This window comes from Paenibacillus sp. (assembly GCF_031177825.1).
In the GTDB taxonomy this organism is placed as follows: Bacteria; Bacillota; Bacilli; order Paenibacillales; family YIM-B00363; genus Paenibacillus_AE.
Genome location: NZ_JAPSKE010000026.1, coordinates 62,168 through 81,133 on the forward strand (window position 1 = coordinate 62,168; position 18,966 = coordinate 81,133).

The 18,966-nt window shown below is 63.7% G+C and carries 22 protein-coding genes; 4 read left to right on the plus strand and 18 right to left on the minus strand.

Going from position 1 to position 18,966, the window contains the following annotated elements:
• Positions 1–155: 155 nt before the first annotated feature.
• The 3 genes from RIN49_RS22935 to RIN49_RS22945 form a co-directional block, all read right to left on the minus strand.
• Positions 156–995 (minus strand): aldo/keto reductase, encoded by an 840-nt coding sequence (locus RIN49_RS22935; RefSeq protein ID WP_309122476.1) that lies wholly within the window; start codon positions 993–995, stop codon positions 156–158.
• Positions 996–1,107: 112 nt separating this feature from the next.
• Positions 1,108–1,341 (minus strand): cold-shock protein, encoded by a 234-nt coding sequence (locus RIN49_RS22940; protein ID WP_309122477.1) that lies wholly within the window; start codon positions 1,339–1,341, stop codon positions 1,108–1,110.
• Positions 1,342–1,418: 77 nt separating this feature from the next.
• Positions 1,419–1,622 (minus strand): cold-shock protein, encoded by a 204-nt coding sequence (locus tag RIN49_RS22945; RefSeq protein ID WP_138196847.1) that lies wholly within the window; start codon positions 1,620–1,622, stop codon positions 1,419–1,421.
• A gap of 278 nt (positions 1,623–1,900) precedes the next feature.
• Here RIN49_RS22945 and RIN49_RS22950 point away from each other — a divergent pair, with 278 nt between their 5' ends.
• Positions 1,901–2,359 (plus strand): DinB family protein, encoded by a 459-nt coding sequence (locus tag RIN49_RS22950; protein WP_309122478.1) that lies wholly within the window; start codon positions 1,901–1,903, stop codon positions 2,357–2,359.
• Positions 2,356–3,120, plus strand: a complete 765-nt coding sequence (locus tag RIN49_RS22955; RefSeq protein WP_309122479.1) for an arylamine N-acetyltransferase family protein — start codon at positions 2,356–2,358, stop codon at positions 3,118–3,120. Before RIN49_RS22950 ends, RIN49_RS22955 begins: the two co-directional genes overlap by 4 nt.
• 141 nt (positions 3,121–3,261) lie before the next feature.
• Here RIN49_RS22955 and RIN49_RS22960 read toward each other — a convergent pair whose 3' ends face one another.
• The 10 genes from RIN49_RS22960 to RIN49_RS23005 form a co-directional block, all read right to left on the minus strand.
• Positions 3,262–3,591, minus strand: coding sequence for a hypothetical protein (locus RIN49_RS22960; protein WP_309122480.1), 330 nt, complete (start codon positions 3,589–3,591; stop codon positions 3,262–3,264).
• A gap of 21 nt (positions 3,592–3,612) precedes the next feature.
• Positions 3,613–4,338: a pirin family protein gene (locus RIN49_RS22965; RefSeq protein ID WP_309122481.1), complete on the minus strand. Its 726-nt coding sequence runs from the start codon at positions 4,336–4,338 to the stop codon at positions 3,613–3,615.
• A complete protein-coding gene (locus RIN49_RS22970; protein WP_309122482.1) occupies positions 4,335–5,414 on the minus strand; it encodes a zinc-binding dehydrogenase in 1,080 nt (359 codons plus the stop codon). Before RIN49_RS22970 ends, RIN49_RS22965 begins: the two co-directional genes overlap by 4 nt.
• Positions 5,415–5,453: 39 nt before the next feature.
• Entirely contained in the window at positions 5,454–6,866 is a 1,413-nt protein-coding gene (locus tag RIN49_RS22975) for an ABC transporter substrate-binding protein (protein ID WP_309122483.1), read from the minus strand.
• A gap of 84 nt (positions 6,867–6,950) precedes the next feature.
• Positions 6,951–7,826, minus strand: coding sequence for a carbohydrate ABC transporter permease (locus RIN49_RS22980; RefSeq protein WP_309122484.1), 876 nt, complete (start codon positions 7,824–7,826; stop codon positions 6,951–6,953).
• On the minus strand, positions 7,823–8,776 hold the full coding sequence (locus tag RIN49_RS22985; RefSeq protein ID WP_309122485.1) for a carbohydrate ABC transporter permease: 954 nt from the start codon (positions 8,774–8,776) through the stop codon (positions 7,823–7,825). The genes RIN49_RS22980 and RIN49_RS22985 overlap by 4 nt, the downstream gene beginning before the upstream one ends.
• Before the next feature lie 144 nt (positions 8,777–8,920).
• Positions 8,921–9,709, minus strand: a complete 789-nt coding sequence (locus tag RIN49_RS22990) for a hypothetical protein (RefSeq protein WP_309122486.1) — start codon at positions 9,707–9,709, stop codon at positions 8,921–8,923.
• Between the two features lie 180 nt (positions 9,710–9,889).
• Positions 9,890–10,837 carry a DUF72 domain-containing protein gene (locus RIN49_RS22995; RefSeq protein WP_309122487.1) on the minus strand — a complete coding sequence of 316 codons (948 nt, stop codon included), beginning with the start codon at positions 10,835–10,837 and terminating at the stop codon, positions 9,890–9,892.
• Positions 10,834–11,496 carry a serine/threonine-protein kinase gene (locus tag RIN49_RS23000; RefSeq protein WP_309122488.1) on the minus strand — a complete coding sequence of 221 codons (663 nt, stop codon included), beginning with the start codon at positions 11,494–11,496 and terminating at the stop codon, positions 10,834–10,836. The genes RIN49_RS22995 and RIN49_RS23000 overlap by 4 nt, the downstream gene beginning before the upstream one ends.
• The gene (locus tag RIN49_RS23005; protein WP_309122489.1) at positions 11,497–12,480 is read right to left on the minus strand and encodes an RDD family protein; all 984 of its coding nucleotides are present in this window, start codon (positions 12,478–12,480) and stop codon (positions 11,497–11,499) included.
• 87 nt (positions 12,481–12,567) lie between these two features.
• Here RIN49_RS23005 and RIN49_RS23010 point away from each other — a divergent pair, with 87 nt between their 5' ends.
• On the plus strand, positions 12,568–13,560 hold the full coding sequence (locus tag RIN49_RS23010; RefSeq protein ID WP_309122490.1) for a stage II sporulation protein M: 993 nt from the start codon (positions 12,568–12,570) through the stop codon (positions 13,558–13,560).
• Here RIN49_RS23010 and RIN49_RS23015 read toward each other — a convergent pair.
• Genes RIN49_RS23015 through RIN49_RS23035 form a run of 5 tightly spaced genes read right to left on the minus strand, consistent with a single transcriptional unit; the run spans position 13,543 to position 18,606 of the window.
• Entirely contained in the window at positions 13,543–14,919 is a 1,377-nt protein-coding gene (locus RIN49_RS23015; protein WP_309122491.1) for a DUF58 domain-containing protein, read from the minus strand. The two genes, RIN49_RS23010 and RIN49_RS23015, sit on opposite strands and share 18 nt — an antisense overlap.
• Positions 14,870–15,787: an AAA family ATPase gene (locus RIN49_RS23020; RefSeq protein ID WP_309122492.1), complete on the minus strand. Its 918-nt coding sequence runs from the start codon at positions 15,785–15,787 to the stop codon at positions 14,870–14,872. Before RIN49_RS23020 ends, RIN49_RS23015 begins: the two co-directional genes overlap by 50 nt.
• 1 nt (position 15,788) lies before the next feature.
• Positions 15,789–16,982, minus strand: coding sequence for a DUF4350 domain-containing protein (locus tag RIN49_RS23025; RefSeq protein WP_309122493.1), 1,194 nt, complete (start codon positions 16,980–16,982; stop codon positions 15,789–15,791).
• Positions 16,979–17,602, minus strand: coding sequence for a DUF4129 domain-containing protein (locus tag RIN49_RS23030; RefSeq protein WP_309122494.1), 624 nt, complete (start codon positions 17,600–17,602; stop codon positions 16,979–16,981). The genes RIN49_RS23025 and RIN49_RS23030 overlap by 4 nt, the downstream gene beginning before the upstream one ends.
• Entirely contained in the window at positions 17,599–18,606 is a 1,008-nt protein-coding gene (locus tag RIN49_RS23035) for a hypothetical protein (RefSeq protein ID WP_309122495.1), read from the minus strand. Before RIN49_RS23035 ends, RIN49_RS23030 begins: the two co-directional genes overlap by 4 nt.
• A gap of 271 nt (positions 18,607–18,877) precedes the next feature.
• On the opposite strand from RIN49_RS23035, the gene RIN49_RS28875 reads away from it, so the two are divergent.
• Positions 18,878–18,966 (plus strand): transposase (locus RIN49_RS28875; protein WP_375295277.1); only part of this gene is annotated, 89 nt, incomplete at its 3' end.

Genomic DNA, 18,966 nt, shown 5'->3' on the forward strand with positions numbered 1-18,966 from the left:
CCGCCGCTCGCGGTTGGGGCCCCCCCCCCCCCCCGGGGGGGCTCCCGGCCGGGGCCGCCCCCCAACACCCCTATTATGGCGCCTCCTTGTCCGCCCCCCACTTCCCGTCAGACCGCATATTCGTGTCGCAGGACGGCTTCGCCCCGCGCTAACCTTTAGAAGTTGAAGTTGTCCGGGTCGGCGCCGAACCGGCGATTTTCGTTCATGGCGTCGATCTTGCCCATGTCTTCCGCGCTCAGCTCGAAGTCGAACACGTCCGCGTTTTCCCGAATCCGCGCTTCCTTCGTCGACTTCGGAATCGTGACGACGCCGTGCTGGAGGTCCCATCGCAGCACGATCTGCGCCGTCGACTTGCCATGCTTCGTCGCAAGCTCCTTCAGCGTCGGGTGATCGAGGTTGTTGCCCTGCATGAGCGGGCTCCATGCCTCCATCTGGATGCCCTTCGACTTGCAATACGACAGCAGCTCCACCTGCGACAACAGCGGATGATACTCCACCTGATTGACTGCCGGCACGACGCCCGTGTCGTTAATGATGTCGTCGAGGTGATGGATATGGTGGTTGCTGACGCCGATCGCGCGCACCCGCTTCTCCTCGTACAGCTTCACGAGCGCCTTCCACGTGTCGCGGTACTTGCCCTTCACCGGCCAGTGCACCAGATACAGATCGACGTAGTCGAGCCCGAGCTTCTCGAGGCTCGCTTCGTGCGCGCGCAGCGTGCTGTCGAAGCCTTGGTCCGCGTTCCATACCTTCGTCGTGATGAAGAGCTCCTCCCGCTTCACGCCGCTCTCCCGCACCGCCTTGCCGACGCCGACTTCGTTGCCGTACACCGCCGCCGTGTCGATGCTCCGATATCCGTTCGCGATCGCCGCCGCGACCGATTGCTCCACCTGCGAACCTTCCTCCACCCGCCACACGCCGAGGCCGAGCCAAGGCATCTTCACGCCGTTGTTCAGGGTCGTCGCGTCCGCGAGACCTTTCGCCGATATCGTCATTCCGATTCGCTCCCTTCCGCTTTAACGAAAATCACACCCCTTGACTATACCAAATGCGCCGAAAAAAACAAAAAAGCCCCCTCGCGGGAGCTCTCTCTTCGATACCGTATCGTTACTCGGCGCCCAACTTCTTGATCGCCTTCTTCAAATCGTAGCCCGAATCGATGAGAATCGGCAGGCTCTTCGTATCGCCGACCATCGCCGAACGGCACTGCGGGCAGGTCGGGACGTCCGCGAACGAATAATCCGCTCGCATCCATCCGTTGCAGCTTTCCTTCGTACAGGACCAGATGGACGTCATTTCGCTGGGGAAATCGTCGAACGATCGCTTCCGAGAGTAAAACATGTCAGCCCCACCCTTCTTGGTCTTTCCTAGAAAAAAGGCTGCCCTACTCGGAAAGCAGGGCAGCCGTTTTCTTCATCTTAGTATACTTTTACGACGTTCTCGGCTTGCTTGCCGCGTTGGCCTTGAACGACGTTGAATTCTACGCGTTGGCCTTCGTCAAGCGACTTGAAGCCTTCGCCCGTAATCGCGCTGAAGTGTACGAATACGTCTTCGCCGCCTTCAACCTCGATGAATCCGAAACCCTTTTCCGCGTTGAACCATTTCACTGTACCTGTTTGCATTGTGTGTAGCCTCCAAAATGTTTATTGTTACATGGACTATATAAAAAGCCACCGATCAAAAAAGGCGCGGCATCGCAACCCTTTCCAATAGGTGACTCAAAAAAGTCTCATATACGATAAATTTATTATGGCACATCCGTTGGAAAAAGTCAAATTTTCAGAATTCCTCATTCTGGCACCCTAAATTGTCTTTTCTTGGCGCGGTGCAAACAAATGTTTTTCACACGAAGCGCCGAACCCATGGTACTGTTTAGAAAAAGAGGAGGCGAAACGAACCCATGAAAGACTTGTTCGCAAACATGCTCCGCCATATGGCTTGGGCGGACCGCCGCATCGGCGCGGCGCTCGCGGCGGCTCCGGACGCTCCGGCGGATGCCGTGAAGTGGTACGCCCACATCGTCGGGGCGGAGACGATTTGGCTGTCGCGCATCGAAGGCGGCGACAGCTACCCCGTCCCGGTGTTCCCCGCGTGGGACGTCGCGGCGAGCCGCGAAGCGTCCGAGGAGACGCTGACGAACTACTCGCGTTTGATCGAAACGTGCGACGACTTCTCAAGGATCGCCGTCTACCGACTCAGCACCGGCGCCGAGGCCCGCACCTCCGTCTCGGACATCCTGACGCACGTCTTCTTGCACGGCAGCTATCACCGCGGCCAAATCAACGCGAAGCTGCGCGGCGCGGGGCTCGAGCCGACGACGGTCGACTACATCTTGTACGCGCGGGAGAACCATGTATGAACGAGCGCGTACGCCTCTATTTAGACCGGATCGGCTATGACGGCCCCTTGGACGGCAGCGTCGAGGCGTTGGCCGGCTTGCAAGATTGCCATCTTCATGCCGTGCCGTACGAAAATTTGGACATTCTGCGCGGCGTGCCGCTGTCGCTCGCCGTCGACGATCTGTTCGACAAGATCGTCGTTCGCCGCCGCGGCGGCTATTGCTTCGAACTGAACGCCTTGTTCGGCTGGCTGCTGCGCGAGCTCGGCTACCCGGCGACCGATTTGTTCGCCCGCTTCTGGCGAGACGAGCCGTCCCCCCCGCCGAAGCGCCGCCATCAAGTGCTGAAGGTCGAAGCCGAAGGCGGCTCTTACTTATGCGACGTCGGCGTCGGCGGCATCGTTCCTCGCCGGCCGATCGTCTTGGCGGAAGGTCTGGAACAGGCGCAAGGGGACGAACGGTATCGCATGGAGAAGGACCCTTCCTTCGGGTGGATGCTTTGCGAGTGGAAGCGCGGAGAATGGAGCAAGCTGTATTCGTTCACCGAGGAGCCGCAGTTGCCGAAGGACTATACGATGGCGAGCTACTGGTGCGAGCATGCGCCGGACTCGATCTTCCGGCAGGGAGCCATGATCGCGATTCGGACCCGCAGCGGCCGCAACTCCGTCGCGGGGAAGGAGTTCCGGCTCTTCACCCCGGAGGGCGTCCATGCATTTACTCCGCAATCGGAGGAAGAATATAAAGAGGCGCTCCGTACTTATTTCGGCATTGTCATCGAGTAGGCGGCCGAGCCGACGAACGAGAAAACCTCCGTCTCACTCCGCGAGAACGGCCGATTTCGCCGTATTCCCGTTCGATGAGATGGAGGTTCTCCGTTCATGTCCATTTTCGACATGCTTTCCCGCGCAATGAGATGGACGATTTCACCACGCGTACTCGTCGGGCACGTACGCCAGCTTCGAGACCGCCCGCAGGCGCAGCGTCGAAGACGCCTCGTCGTACGCCACGCTCTCCGGATCGACGTAATACCAATGCTTCACGACCGGCTGCCGATGCTCCTCGAAGACGAAGACGTTGAGCTCCCGGCGCCACGACAATACGTTCCGAACGGCCGGACCGTTCTCGAGCTTCGCCTCGAACGCCCAGCCCGCTCCGTCCGGCAGCTCGTTCACCGCGAACGCCGCCGGCGTCTTCGCCGTGTCCACGAACGTCCGCCCGCCGACCGCGTGCTTGATCAGCAATCTTCCTTGCATCTCCGTCACTCCTTCCGACGCTTACGGCAAGTCGATCAGCAGGAAGAACGCTTCTTCCCCGCCCGCCGCCGTAAATTTCAAATCCGGGGTCTCCGTAATGCGAGCCGTATCCCGCGCCCGCAACGTCGCCGTTTCCGTCGGATCGCCCCCGTTCGCGACGTACAGCGAGCCTTCGATGACGAACAGAAAGACGCGCCGGTCCATGCCTTGCAGAAACTCGACCGTCTCCCCCGCCGGCAGACGGGACAGGAAGATCGCCAAGTGCTGGTTGATGCTTGCCGCGTTCGGCCCGCCGTCCGGCGTTACGATCGGCACAAGGTCGCCGATCAACGCCTCGGGATCGAAAGCAGACGTCTCGTACGAAGGCGTCAGCCCCGTCTCCTCCGGCTCGAACCATAGCTGAAGCAGGTTCACCGGCTCGTCGTCGGACGGATTCGCCTCCGTATGTACGACGCCGGTACCCGCCGACATGCGCTGCACCTCGCCGAAGCCCGTAACGGCGACGTTGCCCATGCTGTCCTCGTGGCGCAGCTTCCCGCTCAGCACGACGGACACGATCTCCATGTCCGCGTGCGGATGAGCGCCGAACCCGCGCCTCGGCGCGATGACGTCGTCGTTGCACACGCGCATCGGGCCGAATTTGGAATTGTTCTCGTCGAAGTCCTCCCCGAAGGAGAAGCTGAAGTTCGACTGCAGCCACCCGTGATCGTGGCTGATTCTCGTATGCTTCGGATAAACGCGGATCATCCGGCGAATTCCTCCCCTTCTTTCAATGATCCTAGCCATGCGACGATCTTGCCCCGCACGTGCCGCCCCGACAGCCGGACCAATGCGGCCGGCACGTCTTCGAGCGGGATCGTCTCGGCGACGATCGACCGGAAGCCGCGTTCGACGTACAGCGCGACGAACTCCTCCGCCAGCGCGCCCAACTCCGCCTCCGCCTTCGGGTGTCCGAACGCGCCGCCCAACATGAGCTTGTGCACGGTGAACGTCTTCGACGACGGCTTGAAGTCCGCGACGTTCTCCGGCGCCCCCGCGATGCAGGCGAGCTGGCCGCCGAACGCGAGCAGCTCGAGATCCGCCTGCGCCGTCGCCCGGTTCACCGTGTTCAGCGCCGCGTCGACGCCTTCCCCGTTCGTCCATTCCATTACGCGGTCCCGCAGCGACTCCGTCGTATAATCGACGACGGCTTCGGCGCCGAGGCTTCGCACGTAGTCGTGGTTCGCCGCCGACGCCGTCGCGAGCACCCTCGCCCCGACCGACGCGGCGTATTGCACCGCGAACCCGCCGACGCCGCCGGCTCCGCCATGCACGAGCAGCGTCTGTCCTTCGCGGAGTTGCATCTTCCGGTTCAACGCCTGATACGCGGTCAAGCCCGCGGTCGGGATCGACGCCGCGTCCGCGAACGACACTGCGTCCGGAATGCGAGCCGCGGCGGCCGCGGACGCGACGGCGTATTCGGCGAGCGCCCCCCGTTTCGTCATATCGCCGTGATAATACACGCGATCGCCGACCTTCCACGGCGCCGCGCCCGGACCGACCGCGTCGACGACGCCTGCGCCGTCGAGTCCGGGAATATGCGGGTACGTCCAGGTCGGCAAGCCGCCGCCCATAATTTTATAATCGGCCGGGTTCAGCGAAGCCGCATGCACCCTGACTCGAATTTCGCCGGGACCCGGCGCGGGGAGGTCGATGTCTCCGATCCGCAGCGTGTCCGGAGTCCCCGGACGATCCAACAATAACGCCTTCATGGCCATGAGCGGCAGCTCCCTTCTCGAGAACGTTTCGTTCCACCCATGATACCACGCCGCGGCGGCAGGCAAAAGAAAGCCGACGCCCCGCAGGGCGCCGGCTCGAATCCATTATTTCTTCACCGTTGCGTTGTATTCGCCGATCTTCTTCGTAATTTCCGCCGCGGCCGCGTCCAGCGCTTCCTTCGCCGACTTCGCGCCGTTGACCGCTTCCTCCATCGCCGTCTCGACCAATTGGCGCGCTTCCGGAAACACGCCCATGACCGCGCCTTGCGTCGCCGTGCTCAGCTTCGTGCTGTGCAGCTGGTCCACCGCCGTCTGGAATTGCGGGAACTTCTCCGCGTTCTCCTTGACGATCGCTTGATCGTACGCCGCCTTCGTGATCGGGAAGTAACCCGTATTCACGTGCCACCAAGCTTGCTGCTCCGGGGAGACGAGGAACTTCATAAATTCCCAAGCCGCCTGCTGCTCCGCCTCCGGACGGTTGTTCAGCATCCAGAGGCTCGCGCCGCCGACGATGACGCCGCCCTCCGCCGCGTCGGCCGGCTTCGGCAGGAAGCCCGTGCCCACTTCGAACTTGCCGCCGACCGCGTCGACGTAACCGCGCAGACCCGCCGTGGAGTCGAGCGTCATCGCCACTTGGCCCGCCGCGAACGCCGCCTTCGTGTCGGACGTCTTGCGGCCGAGGTTGAGCGCCGTGCCGTCCTTCACCATGCCCGTCCACCATTCCATCGTCCGGACGGCCAGGTCGCCGTTCACGAGCGACGTCGACGCCATCGCGTTCCGGCCGTTGCCGTTGTCGACGTAGTCGACGCCCGCGTTCGCGTGGAACTGCTCCATGAACCAGCCGTACAGCGCGAACGACACGCCGTATTGGCCGTCCTTCGTCAGCTTCTTCGCGTACTCCGCCACTTCCTCGTACGTCTTCGGCGGCTGCTCCGGATCGAGGCCCGCCGCGGCGAACATATCCTTGTTATAGTAGAGAATCGGGTTCGACGTATTGAACGGCATCGAGTTCAGCTGTCCGTCGAACGTGTAGTAGCCGAGGATGTTTTCCTCCAGCTGCGACAGATCGTAGCCTTCTGCGTCCACGAATTTCTGGATCGGCTGAATCGCGCCCGTATCGATCATGAAGCGGCTGCCGATTTCGTACACCTGCATCATCGTCGGGCCTTCGTTCGTGCCGAGCGTCGTCTTCAGCTTGTTCAGCGCTTCGTCGTACGAGCCCTGGAACACCGCTTCGACTTCGACCGTGTCGCTCTGCGCGTTGAAATCCGCCACGAGCTTGTCTACGGCTTTCCCGAGCTCGCCGCCCATCGCGTGCCAGAAGACGACCTTCGTCGGTTCCGTCGCCGCGGCCGGTTCGGCTTCGGTCGCCGCCGGCGTACTCGCAGCCGGTTCGGCCGGAGCCGCCGCCTGGTTGTCGGTCGAGGACGTTTGCTCCGCGTTGCCGCCGCCGCATGCCGCGAGCGTCAGCATCGCCGTCGCCGCCAGAAGCGCACCTATCGATTTGCCTGCCTTCATGAAATTCTCTCCCTCTCTCTTTTCCGAAAATGTATATGTGGAGCCGCAGCTTTACGCCGCGGCGCTGCCACCGACCCCATCGTCTCAGCCCTTCACCGCGCCCGCCGTAATGCCTCTCACCAGCTGCTTCAGCCCGAACGCGAGCAGCAGCAGCGACGGCAGCAGCACCATCGCCACGCCGGCAAGCACTAAATTCCAAGACATCATCTCTTCCCACTGCAGCATCGTGACGCCGATCTGTACCGTCCGCATCTCCTCGCGGTTCGTGACGAGCAGCGGCCACAAATAGCTGTTCCACTGATTCAGGAACGTGTAGACGGCGAGCGTCGCGAGCGCGGGGCGGCCGAGCGGAAGTACGAGTTGAAAAAACGCTCTCGCATGTCCGCAGCCGTCGATGCGCGCCGCCTCGAACAGCTCCTTAGGGAGCTGGAGGAAAAACTGCCGCAGCAAGAAGACGCCGAACGCCGAAGCGAGGAACGGCACGATGAGTCCCGGGTACGAGTCCATCCAGCCGAGCGTCTTGATCGTCAGATAGTTCGGGATGATCGTTACTTCCCACGGGATCATCATCGTGGAGAGGAACGCCGCGAACAGCGCCGTCTTGCCGCGGAACCCGACGAACGCGAACGCGTACGCCGCCATGCTGCAGGTGACGAGCTGCCCGAGCGTGACCGCGCCGGCCATGACGAAGCTGTTCCAGAGGAAGCGCGGGATCGGCGCCAGCTCGAGCGCGGTCCTGAAGTTGCCCAGGTACAGTCCCTCCGGGAACAACGGCGGCGGATACCGCCCCGCTTCCTCCGCGGTCATGAAGCTGGCCAGGAACGTAAACAACAGCGGATACAGCAGAACAATCGCCGCGACGCCAAGGATCGCGTACCGCAGCCAGAGCGACGGCCTCGCGCGGAAGCGCCGGGGACGCGCCGCGGGAACCGGCCGAAGACCGGAGGATGCCAGCGTCATTGGTAATGCACCTTCTTTTCCACGAATACGAATTGTACGATGGTCAAGACAAGGAGAATCGCGAACAAGACGAGCGCTTGCGCGCTGCCCGTCCCGAAGCGGAAGTTGACGAAGGCGTCTTGATATATTTGATAGACGACCACGTTCGTCTGGTTCATCGGACCGCCCTTGGTCAAGATGTGGAACTGCCCGAACGCCTGGAACGACCCGATGATCGATACGATCGTAATGAAAAACAGCGACGGCGACAGCAGCGGCAGCACGATTTGCCCGTACTTGCGAAGCGGCCCCGCCCCGTCGACGCTCAAGCTGTCGAAGATGTCCTCGGCGATCCCGTTCAGCCCGCCCAGCAGCACGATGTAGACGAACCCGAGATTCATCCAGACGGTCATGATCGATACCGAGATCATCGCCCACTTCGGATCCGACAGCCAGAAGATCGGCGCGACGCCGAGCTCGCCGAGGAAGTAATTCAGCATACCGACGCTCGGGTGGAACAGCAGCAGCCAGATGACGGCGGCCGTGCCGACCGATATCGCGACCGGCAGCGAGAAGACGAAGCGGAACCACCGCATGCCGGGCAGCGCCCGATGCGTCAGCATCGCCAGCAGCAAGCCGATCGCGATCGTCGTCGGCACCGTGTATAGAATGAATTGCCCCGTGACGCGCAGTCCGCTGTAGAACAGCGGGGAGGCGAACAACGACGCGTAATTTTCCAAACCGACGAATTGCGCGATACGCCCTTGCGGGTCGGTTACATGCAAGCTCAAATACATCGATTGCGCCATAGGATAAAAGACGAACGCGACGAACAACAGCAGCGAGGGCGCTAAGAAGGTGTATGCGGCCAGCTCTTCTTTCCAGCGAATCGCCCTTCCCCCGCTTCGCGCCGCGCCCGCAGCCGTCTGCGGCCTCGCCTTCGCGCCCCATGCGCTTCGACTCGTCTCCACGGATCATTCACGCCCCTCGTCCGAATGGAATGCTTCCTCAGCATAGGGGACTTATGTTAACCCCATGTCAGAACGGAATGAAGAATTTGTAAAACAACGAAACATCCCCTTCCGTACCTGCACGGAAGGGGATGCTTCGCGTTCTTACTGCATCTGATTCACTTGAATGAACATCGGGCGTTCGCTTACGTCCACGGTTACCTTGCCGCCGGAGATCTTCAGCGCCGAGGAGACGCCGTCCGTGTCGCCGTGAACCATCTCGATCTTCGTCGCGCTCGACGGGGAGCCTTGAAGCGTCAACTGATAGTCGGTCACCATCGTCTGGTTGCTGGTCGGCGCCCATACGACGTAGGCACCGCCGTTGCCCGAAGCGCTCTTGAATTTGTACATGCGCACATTGGCGTTCCCGGAAGCCTGTTCGCCGAGGAACTTCATGCCGGTCAGCGCGTTCTTCATCGTGTAGACGTAGTACCACGACGTCTTCGGCGTCCACTCGCCGAACTTCGTGACGAGGCCGGAGGACGAATACATCGTCGCGGAGGCCGCGTCCACGTCCCGCAGCATATACATCGTCGCGCGGTCCACGCCGGCGGCCGCGATCTCCATATACGAGCGCACGAGCCACTGCCCTTGCACTTCTTCGGCCGAGAACGAGCCGATCGCCGGCGCGCGTTGCACGGAGCCGGGGTTCGTATCGTAGCCGATTTCGGACAGCCATACTTCCTTGCCCGGCATATACCGGTTGCGATAGTCGACCAGTTCCGCGAGACGCCCTTTCAGGTTGAACTCCTCGGGGCTGATCCCGGACGTGCCGGCCGCGTTCCGTGCGTACGTATGCACGTTGATGACGTCGAACGGCATGCTGCCGCCGCGGTTCAGATCCGCCCACAGCTTGCTGCTCTCTTCCAACTTGAAGAAAGCCGGGGAACGCACGATTCGCGTTTACGCCGTCAAAAATCAATGCTCGAGGAGTATCTTCATGAAGTTTCTCGAAGGGGGGAGGCCGCAGTGCTTAATCTTCGACCGGATGGAATGAAAAAAAAGATTTAGACGGCGGGCTGACCGCCGTCGTGCCGACGCTGCGCAGCATCGGCCGCGCCGACGTCGTGTAAGTCAGAACAACGAGATTTGCTCCGGCGGCGGCTCGCCGCGCGATTGCCCGAGCATCGCCATAAGCCGCTTCGCGTTGCCGGCGCCGTGGCCGCCCGAGTTGTTGTTGAAGACGACGTCGATCGCAGACGTCCGCTTCAGCATCGCCTCCAAGAGGCCCACCCACTCGCGCAGCTCTTCGTCGTTGTAATCGTACAAGTATCGCACCGCCCGCCAGTCGGGACTGCCGCTCGAATGCCAGCCGCCGACGTTGCGCCCGTGGAATCTTACGATCGTCCGGTCCGGATGCGTCGGCTCCGGCACGATCGGAATCGAGCCGAGTCCGGCCTGCGGCTCGTCGCAGACGCTGTGCATCCAACCTTCGCGCTCCATGAACGCGAGGGTTTTCGCGCGGTACTCCGGCGCGAACCAGCTCTGATGCCGGAATTCGAGCGCGACCGGCGCGTTCCCCATGAGCGTCTTCGCCCGGCGCAGCGCCGCGACGTTGTCTCGCGTACAATCGAACCAGGGCGGGTATTGGAACAGGAACGCCCGCAGCTTCCCGGCGCGCGCCATCGGCTCGAACGCGGACCGGAACGCGGCGAACATCGTCGCTTCCTGCTCCTCGGTCAGCTCCCCGAGCGCGTCGCCGGACGGCACCGCCTCTCCCGTCAGCAGCTTGCCGATCGCGCGGCGCCCGGCGTCCCGGTCGTGACCGGTCATACCCTGGAACGCCTTCACGACGAAGCCGAAATCGTCCGGCGTCTCGTCGACCCAGCGCTGCACCGACTCCGGCGTCGGGATCGCGTAGAACGAATTATCCACCTCGACGAGCGCGAATTGCCGGGCGTACATCGCCAGCTTTCGCGAGGCGGGCGTCGCCGCCGGGTACACCGTATCGTGGCCGCCCCAGCCGGCGAGGCCAACGAAGACTTGTTCGAAGCCGCCGCGCTTCGAATTCGCCGCCGTCACGAGTCGCTCCCCCAGAGTCGGCGGCCCTTGCGGAAGATACGGTATCCTTTGCGAACCCCATTCATTAGGGAGCTTGGAACCGCGACGGGGCGGTCGTGCAGGAAGGGCAGGTAGATGCGGTGGTACGCCCGTTTCAAATCCCGCCACATGGTGCATGGCTCCGGCTTAAGGAAGTCCGATACGTCGACGACGACGCCGCGACCGTCGCTCGTCATCATGACGTTCTTCCCGTGGACGTCGTGCGGGTTCAGGCCCCGCCCCCTTGCATAGTCGAGCGCCTCTTCGATGTCCTCGATGATGCGCTTCGGGATGCGGACGCCCTTCATCAAGCATTCGTACAGCGTCTTGCCGTATAGCCTCTTGAGGACGAGAAACTCCCGATCCTTGTCGGAATGCAAGCATTCGGAGTACGCTTCGTGACGTCCGAGCCGACGGTACACTTCGACCTCTTCCTCCCACCCGTTCCGACCCGGCGCGTACAGCTTGACGACGCGGTCCGGGAAATCCGGATGCGCGACGACGACGGCGTAGTTGCCGCGGCCGATCGTGATCCACGGCTTCGGCAGCTCGGAGACGACGACGGGGTCATGCGGGTCGAGGCTTTGCACCTCGATATTCGGCAGCAGCTCCTCGTAGATCAATTCGACGAATCGTTCCATTTACGCGCCACCTCCGCCTTGGAGAAGCTCCCAATCCTGCCGCAACGCCATATGCAGCGCAAGCGCCCATGCAACGGACGCCGGGCGGCCGGACGGCGCCGGGCGCGGCAGCGGTTGCGGTTGTTGCGCCGTCTGCGGTTGGGGCTGCGCCGACTCTTGCGCGGCCGCCTCGAGCGGCCCTGAATCCGGAGCGGGCGGTCGGGCTGCGCTCCAAGGCGTCGATGCGGCCTCAAGCGCCTCCGCCCAACGTTCGTTAAGCCCGAGCTTCGGAACGACCAGCGAGACGATACCCTTCGCAAGCTCCTCCGCACGCCGCGGCGCCAAATACGGCAGACGCTCCGCGAAGGCGGACAACAGCTCCCACTCCTCCTCGTTCACCCGTTCTCGCACCCATGGCTCGAGCGTCAGCTCCGGCAGGAACGGCCCCCACGCGCGAAGCTGCTTCTCCATCCGCTTCGTCCGCTTCTTGGCGCCGCCGACGTCGTAGACGACGACGGTGCCGGCGGCCAAGTCGCCGAGCCGCTTGTCGTGCGGATGGAAGAAGCTGCACAGCGCGCCGACGACGTAGAGCATCGGCAGCGTATCGATCATCCGCAGCAGGTTGCGGATGACCGAAGCAAGGAAGCTAAGCGGCCGGCCGTTGTCCTGCATGACCCGAAGGCCCATCGCGCGCTTCCCGATCGTCCGGCCGCCCGTCGCGTATTCGCCGATGAGGAAGTAGCCGCCGTTCAAGGCGGCGAGGACGACGATCGCGACCGCGGCGGCGTATTCGTCCAGCCATGCGGCCGCTTCTCCGGGAACCGCTTCGACGGCCAGCATCCACGTCAACACTAGCGCGACGTTCACAAGCAACAAGATGAGCGCGTCGATCAGCTGCGCGCCGACCCGGCTGCCGATGCCCGCCGTCTCGAAGCGCAGCTCGACGTGCTCCGGCGTCGTCACGACGATCCGCCGCGGCGGCGCCGCCTCATGGAACTCATTCATTCGCGCCCTTCCTCCTCCCGTTCTTTTTCTCTATAATAGGTCTAATAATCATACATATGGAATTCCCCTTCGAAGGAGTCCGCCCGAATGTTGGAACTGACCGCGTTCATGCGCAAGAACAAGCCGCTCTGGAGCGAGCTCGATCGCCGGACCGACGAGATGTCGAAGCGCGGCGCCCGCCCGAAGGCGGAGGACGTCGATCGATTCGCCTCGCTGCACAAGCAAGCGTCCTCGCATCTGGCCTATTTATATACGCATCATCCGAATCACGAGGCGACGGCGCATTTGAACCGGCTCGTCTCGCGGTCGCATCACGCGCTGTACCGCGATCAATGGAACAGCACGGAGTCGATCCGCGCCTTCTTCCGCACCGGGTTCGTCTCGATGCTTCGCGCCCGCGGCGTCTTCGTCGCCGCCGCCGCGCTGCTCGTCGCGATCGGCTTCCTGTCCGGCTTCGCCGCCGTCTGGATCGACCCGCTGAAGCTCGCGGCCATCGTACCCGCGGAATACGCGGGCGTCGACCCGAGCCGCGTGACGGACGAGCGCGAAAACCTGCAGTCGTCCGTCATGTCCGCTTCGATCATGACGAACAATATTCGCGTCGCGATCTTAGCGTTCGCGAGCGGCATTACGCTCGGCGTCGGAACGCTGTACCTGCTCGTGTACAACGGCATTCTGATCGGCGCGCTCGCCGCGCTGTTCCACCGCGAAGGGGCCGGGTACGAATTCTGGGCGTACATCCTTCCCCACGGCGTCATCGAGTTGACGGCCATCTTCATCGCCGGCGGCGCGGGGCTGTACATGGGCTACGTCTTCCTCGCCCCGGGACCGTTCACCCGCCGCTTCCGCTTCCTGACCGCCGCGAAGGAATCCGCGCTGCTGCTCATCGGCACCGTGCCGCTGTTCGTCGCCGCCGGACTGATCGAGGGGTACATCACCCCGACGACGATGCCGCTCGCGCTGAAATACGGCGTCGCCGGTCTCACCCTGGCGCTGCTTGCCGTCTATTACGCATACGGCTTGAAGAAAGTTGCGATCGAAGCCGGCGAACGGGCGGAGCGGCTACAGCGCGTCTCTTGACTTCAACTCCAAATACGAATTCACGGCGGCGAGCGCCAGCTCGTTCGCCGGAACGTCCAACGCCTCGATGCCGAGCGCGGCCATTCGCGCCGCGAAAGCCCTTCGGTCCTCCATGAACTTATACGCCGCGCTCTTCACGTAGGCGTCCTTCAGCCGCGTCACCCCGATCCGAGACCACTCGCGCAGAACAGGATCCTGCAAGCACAGCAGCAGTACCGGATGCGTTCGCCGCAGCCGAATCAAGTACGGCACGAGCTCCGTTTCGAACAGGACGTTTTCCATATCCGTAAACAGGACGATCAAGCTGCGCTTCTTCTGCACCCGCGCCAAGTGCGCGAGCGCCAAGGCGTAGTTCGACTCCGCCGTATCGCTCTTCAGGTCGTAGACCGCGTCGATCAGCGTCTGCAGATGCGCAAGGCCCTTGCCCGGCGGCACGTACGTCGACAGCCGTCCCGAGAAGGCCAGCGCCGCCACCTGATCGCCGCGCTGCAGCGCGACCGCCGCCAGCGTCAACGCCGCCTCGAGACTCCGGTCGAGCTTCGTCTGCGCCTCCAGCTCGACGCCCATCATCCGTCCGCAATCGATCAAGAGCGTAACGATCTTGCCGCGCTCCGGCTGGAAGACGTTCACCTTCGTCTGCAGCGCGCGAGCCGTCGCCGACCAGTTGATCGCGCGAGGATCGTCGTCCGGCGTGTAATCGCGGATGCCTTGCAGCTCCGTGCCGGCCGACGCGCGGCGATAAACGCGCTTGCCGTCCAACACGAGCGTCCGCTGCAGCGATGCGAGCATGCCCCGAACGCCGCTGAGGTCCGGCAGCACGCGCACCTCGCTCTCGCATGGGACATGCGCCTGTCGTTCCCAGAGGCCGAGCGCGCCGCGAAGCCGCACGAAGACGGAGCGCAGCGCGTACCGGCCCCGTTCGCGGGGGAGCACGTCGTATCGGACCGTCGCGTCGGCGCCGTCGAAGGCAAGCTCGCGCGGCGTCGTCCCGGCCTCGGTATCGAACGCGTCCGGCAGATCGTCGAGCAGCGAGCCGCGCTTCGGCAGCCGCGCTCCGTCGATCGCCACCGCGAGCGTCGTCTCGAACGGCCTTCCGAGATCGACCTTCCCCGGCGCGTCGCGGCGGGCGCGGACGGCGGATGCCGCCGGCAGCGACCATAGATCGGCGGCGGAGAACGCGGCCAACGTGCCGTTCCATGCGATCATCGCCAGCAAACCGAGCTCCGGGTTCGCCGCATAGGCGAGACCTGCGGCCGGCGCGCCAGCCGCCAGCCAGCCCGCGAGCCGGAACGTGGGCACGATGCGAAGCTTATCGCGGTACCGGGATCCCGGCGAGCGTCTCTTCGACGATAACGTCACTCGTCACACCCTCCAATTCGGCCTGCGGGGCGAGCAGCAGCCTGTGCCGCAACGCCGGGCGGGCCACCAGCTTCACGTCGTCGGGCGTCGCGTAATCGCGGCCGTCGAGATAGGCCCACGCCTTCGAGGCGTTCAGCATGGCGAGACCCGCTCTCGGGCTGGCGCCGAGCAGCACCTTCTTGTCGTCGCGCGTCCGCCGAACGATGTGCGCGATATATTCGACGATGCCGTCCTCCACCGTCACGCGGCTCATCTTCTCGCGATGCGCCAGTACGTCCGCGAGCGAGCATACCGGCTCGATCGCGCCGTTGCCGGACGCGCCGAGGCCGTGCGTCTTGTATACCTCGATCTCCTGCGTCTCCGCCGGGTAATCGAGCGTCAGCTTGAATAAAAACCGGTCGAGCTGCGCTTCCGGAAGCGGATACGTCCCCTCGTATTCGACCGGGTTTTGCGTGGCGACGACGAAGAACGGCGACGGCAGCGCGCGCGTCTCGCCTTGGATCGTCACCTGCCGTTCCTCCATCGCCTCGAGCAGCGCCGATTGCGTCTTCGGTCCGGTCCGGTTGATTTCGTCCGCCAGCAAGATGTTGCAGAAGACGGGACCCTCGACCGCGACGTATCGATTTTCTTGCAGATTGTAAATCACGTTCCCCGTAATGTCGCTCGGCATCATGTCCGGCGTGAACTGTACGCGCCGGTACGACCCGTCGGTCAGCGCCGCGAGCGTCCGCGCCAGCTTCGTCTTGCCGAGCCCCGGCACGCCTTCGAGCAGCACGTGACCGCCGGCGAGCATCGCGGCGACGACGAGGCGCACGTTCGTGCGCTGGCCGAAAATCGTCCGCTCCATGGCTTCTATTAATCGATCCATCTTATCGATCCTCCTCGAGTAAGTTGAGCGCCTCCGCCAGGGCGACGCTGTCCGCGAGCCACGTCTTCTCGCCGTACTCCGGCTTCCCGCCGGCGGCGATCGTTCGCCGCTGCGCCTCCCACCGCGCGAGCGCGGCGCGCAGCGCCGACGGCGACCGCAGCCGCTCGCCGAGCTCGCGTTCCGCCGCGTCGACGAGCGCCGCCGCGCCCGCGTCGGCGGGAATGCCGGCGCGCGTCTGCAGCGTGCGGCGCAAGCGCAAGACCGTCGCGTCCAGCGCCTCGACCGTCAGCCGGCCGCGCTTGTGCCAGCCCGCGACCGCGAGCAGCGTCTCGTCGCCGCGGCGGACGAGGAACGCTCTCGGCGTATACGCCGGGCCGAACCGCTTGCCGCGTCGCCACAGCCAAACGACGCCGGCGATCGCCCCTTGCAGCAGCGCCGCCAGCAGCCAGGCCGGATACACTTGGCCGATGCCGGGCGATACCGAATACCCATGATGGTACTCGTCGAAGTAAACCGTCCGTCCGGCGAGCGAATCTCCGCCGAGCAGCATCCAAACCAGCTCGAAATGCCGCTCTTCAAGAATCGTGTCGTTCCGCAGCCACTCCGCGGGCAGCGCCGCCGTTATCGACCCTCCGCCGACCGCAGCGCGCACGGCAAGCACGCCGGCGGCATCGCCGATCCGCGCCGCGGCGGCGGCCGACGCCGGCACGAAGCGGCGCTCGCCCTGGACAACGGCCTTCTCCGACCGAATCGCCGTCCCGCCTTGGCCGAACACCGTCACCTCGCCGGTCGCCTCGTCCGGATCCACGTACGCGATCGTCGTCTCGTCTCCGAGCAGCTCGTAGGCAGGACCGAACACGACGACGTCGTTCCCGAGCGCCGCCCAGGCGCGCAGCCGTTCCGCCGACTCGGCCGTCATGCCGACCGGCTCCACCGTGACGAAGAGCTGCCCCTCGGCCTCGGGCAGCCGCTCCGGCGCAAGCCGCCACTCCGCTACCTCGGTGTCTCGCCGCTCCATCAAGAGGCGCAGCCCCTTCACCCCGTCCTTGTCCGGGGAGAACGACAAATACGGCGCATAGTCGACTAGACCCGGACGTGTCGTCGCGAACGCGAGGCCGATCAAGAGAAAGAGACATAAAGCGAACGCGGCGTATAAGAAAGAAATTCGATGGTCCGCGCGAGCCGGCCCCTTCATGACGCCGCCCCCTCGTCCGCGATCGCCGCTTCGACCTCGCGGCGCCAACCGTCGTATTCGGCGGGAGCGATGTCCCGTCCTCCGTACCATATCGCGTCGAACCGTACCGCCGACGACCGGAACAACGCCGCCGCACCACCCTTCCCGGCCAGCTCCTCCGCGTATTCCCAGTTCGTCTTCCAATCCGTCACGCGCAGCAAACCGCGCTCCTGGAAGCCGAGCAGCAGCGCTAAGAACAAGAGACGCGACGCCTCGCGGTACGCTCCGTTCGCCGCCGCCGTTCGGGACCGGTCGAGCAGGCCGGCAGGCGCCGTCTCCATCTCGTCCGCGCTCGCCGCGGCCTTGCGCCGGAGCGCGCGACGCTCCACCCAGAGCAGACGGAACAGAAAGAGCGACAGCGCCGCGAGCGCAACGAGCCCTCCGCCGATAATGGCGTACCCGAGCGCGTCCCCCGACCCTTCCGCCATCTCCAGCTCCGGGAACAGCTTGCCGAGCGCGTCGAACAGCCGCTCCAGCCAATAGAGGAGCAGATTTTGCCCCGGCTCCTCCGCTTCCTTCAAATAATCCGTAAATTCGCGCTGCGAGAGGATGTCGAGCAGCTCCTCCTTCTCCGGCGTCATCTCGTCCCCTCGGCTTCCCGCGGCTCCGATCCTTGCGTCGGATCCGGTCCGCGAAGCCGCGCCAGCGCGGCTTCGATATCGTCCGCGTCCGTGCGCGTCTTCTGCACCCGATACGTCAGCGCATAGACGACCAGCCCGGCGGGCAGGAACGCGCTGACGACGACGAGGGTGAGCAGCAGTCCGACGACGCTGACGCCGAGTCCGGCTACGACGATGCCCACCGCGACCGCGAAGACGTACGTCAGCGCCGCGAAATTGATATAGACGGCCAACAGCCGCCAGAAGCTCCGCCGGGTGAGCGACCAGCTGCGGCCGATCGCGACCGACTCGTTCTCGAACAGCAGCGGCGGCAAGAAATACCCGAATCGAATGAGAAAGTAGTAATACGCCAATGCGCCGCCGTACGCGAATAACACGTACACGACCAACGCGAACGCGCCCGCGGCCGTGACCGCCGCTTCCGAATTGCCTAACGCCGCCGTCGACAAGATCGCCCCGCCGTACACGAGGCTCAACACGAAGTTGCCGACCGACACGATACTGTAAGCGCCCATCGAGATGAGCCAGTACAACAGCCCGTTGCCCAGTACGCGGCCGTACCGCCGCCACGCCTCGCGCAGCGCGTCGCCGGACGTCGTCGCCTCGCCGTCGATCGCGCGATTCGAGAGAATGACGGCCCAAGCGAAATAGACGGGAACGACAAGAAACACCAAGACCAACCCGATGAGGAAAATGCCGACCGCCCTCGCCCATACGGCCGTCCCGCCGGCGAAGAGCTCTTCCGAAAATCGGCTTTCCCAAAATCGATCCATATCGCCGAAGTCGAAATTCGGCACGAGCGGCAGCGCGTCCAGATTGACGAGCAATACGTTCGACACCAAATAGAACGGACCGAACGCGAGCAGCGTCCCCAGAAACAGAGACGCGAACAGCTTTCGATAAACTTGCAATGAACGGTCCAGCATCGGACCGACGCCCATCGGGCGCAACGTCGAACGCGTCATGGATCCCTCCGAAAGATTGGAATTGTTTCCTATTGTACCATGACGAAACAACCGGCGTCTCCGCCGGCTCCCTCTCGTTCTAGCCCCCCGATCCGCGCGGCGTTACCGACGATCGCCTCGGCGATTTCCTCTCGTCAGGACCAAGCGCCGCCCCCTTTTCGCAATCTCCTTTCCAAGCTGATTTCCTCTGTTCAGGCACCTCGCGAATTCGAAATATCCGATTGAAATTAGAACATACGTTCGGTATAATAAGGAAAAGGAGGCGTCGTTCATGGATCAAGCGGAACAGGTGGCGTATTTCTTTCGGCGGCGATGGCCGAACGGGTTTTCCTGCCCGAGCTGCGGGTACGGGGCGTATTA

What these genes read in the sequence shown, in the direction of transcription:
- RIN49_RS23005 (WP_309122489.1), bottom strand. Translation starts at nt 12,480, where the DNA reads ATGAATGAGTTCCATGAGGCGGCGCCGCCGCGGCGGATCGTCGTGACG.
- RIN49_RS22935 (WP_309122476.1), bottom strand. Translation starts at nt 995, where the DNA reads ATGACGATATCGGCGAAAGGTCTCGCGGACGCGACGACCCTGAACAAC.
- RIN49_RS23030 (WP_309122494.1), bottom strand. Translation starts at nt 17,602, where the DNA reads ATGACGCCGGAGAAGGAGGAGCTGCTCGACATCCTCTCGCAGCGCGAA.
- RIN49_RS22955 (WP_309122479.1), top strand. Translation starts at nt 2,356, where the DNA reads ATGAACGAGCGCGTACGCCTCTATTTAGACCGGATCGGCTATGACGGC.
- RIN49_RS22965 (WP_309122481.1), bottom strand. Translation starts at nt 4,338, where the DNA reads ATGATCCGCGTTTATCCGAAGCATACGAGAATCAGCCACGATCACGGG.
- RIN49_RS23020 (WP_309122492.1), bottom strand. Translation starts at nt 15,787, where the DNA reads ATGGATCGATTAATAGAAGCCATGGAGCGGACGATTTTCGGCCAGCGC.
- RIN49_RS22975 (WP_309122483.1), bottom strand. Translation starts at nt 6,866, where the DNA reads ATGAAGGCAGGCAAATCGATAGGTGCGCTTCTGGCGGCGACGGCGATG.
- RIN49_RS23000 (WP_309122488.1), bottom strand. Translation starts at nt 11,496, where the DNA reads ATGGAACGATTCGTCGAATTGATCTACGAGGAGCTGCTGCCGAATATC.
- RIN49_RS23025 (WP_309122493.1), bottom strand. Translation starts at nt 16,982, where the DNA reads ATGAAGGGGCCGGCTCGCGCGGACCATCGAATTTCTTTCTTATACGCC.
- RIN49_RS22945 (WP_138196847.1), bottom strand. Translation starts at nt 1,622, where the DNA reads ATGCAAACAGGTACAGTGAAATGGTTCAACGCGGAAAAGGGTTTCGGA.
- RIN49_RS22980 (WP_309122484.1), bottom strand. Translation starts at nt 7,826, where the DNA reads ATGACGCTGGCATCCTCCGGTCTTCGGCCGGTTCCCGCGGCGCGTCCC.
- RIN49_RS23035 (WP_309122495.1), bottom strand. Translation starts at nt 18,606, where the DNA reads ATGACGCGTTCGACGTTGCGCCCGATGGGCGTCGGTCCGATGCTGGAC.
- RIN49_RS23010 (WP_309122490.1), top strand. Translation starts at nt 12,568, where the DNA reads ATGTTGGAACTGACCGCGTTCATGCGCAAGAACAAGCCGCTCTGGAGC.
- RIN49_RS22960 (WP_309122480.1), bottom strand. Translation starts at nt 3,591, where the DNA reads ATGCAAGGAAGATTGCTGATCAAGCACGCGGTCGGCGGGCGGACGTTC.
- RIN49_RS22940 (WP_309122477.1), bottom strand. Translation starts at nt 1,341, where the DNA reads ATGTTTTACTCTCGGAAGCGATCGTTCGACGATTTCCCCAGCGAAATG.
- RIN49_RS22950 (WP_309122478.1), top strand. Translation starts at nt 1,901, where the DNA reads ATGAAAGACTTGTTCGCAAACATGCTCCGCCATATGGCTTGGGCGGAC.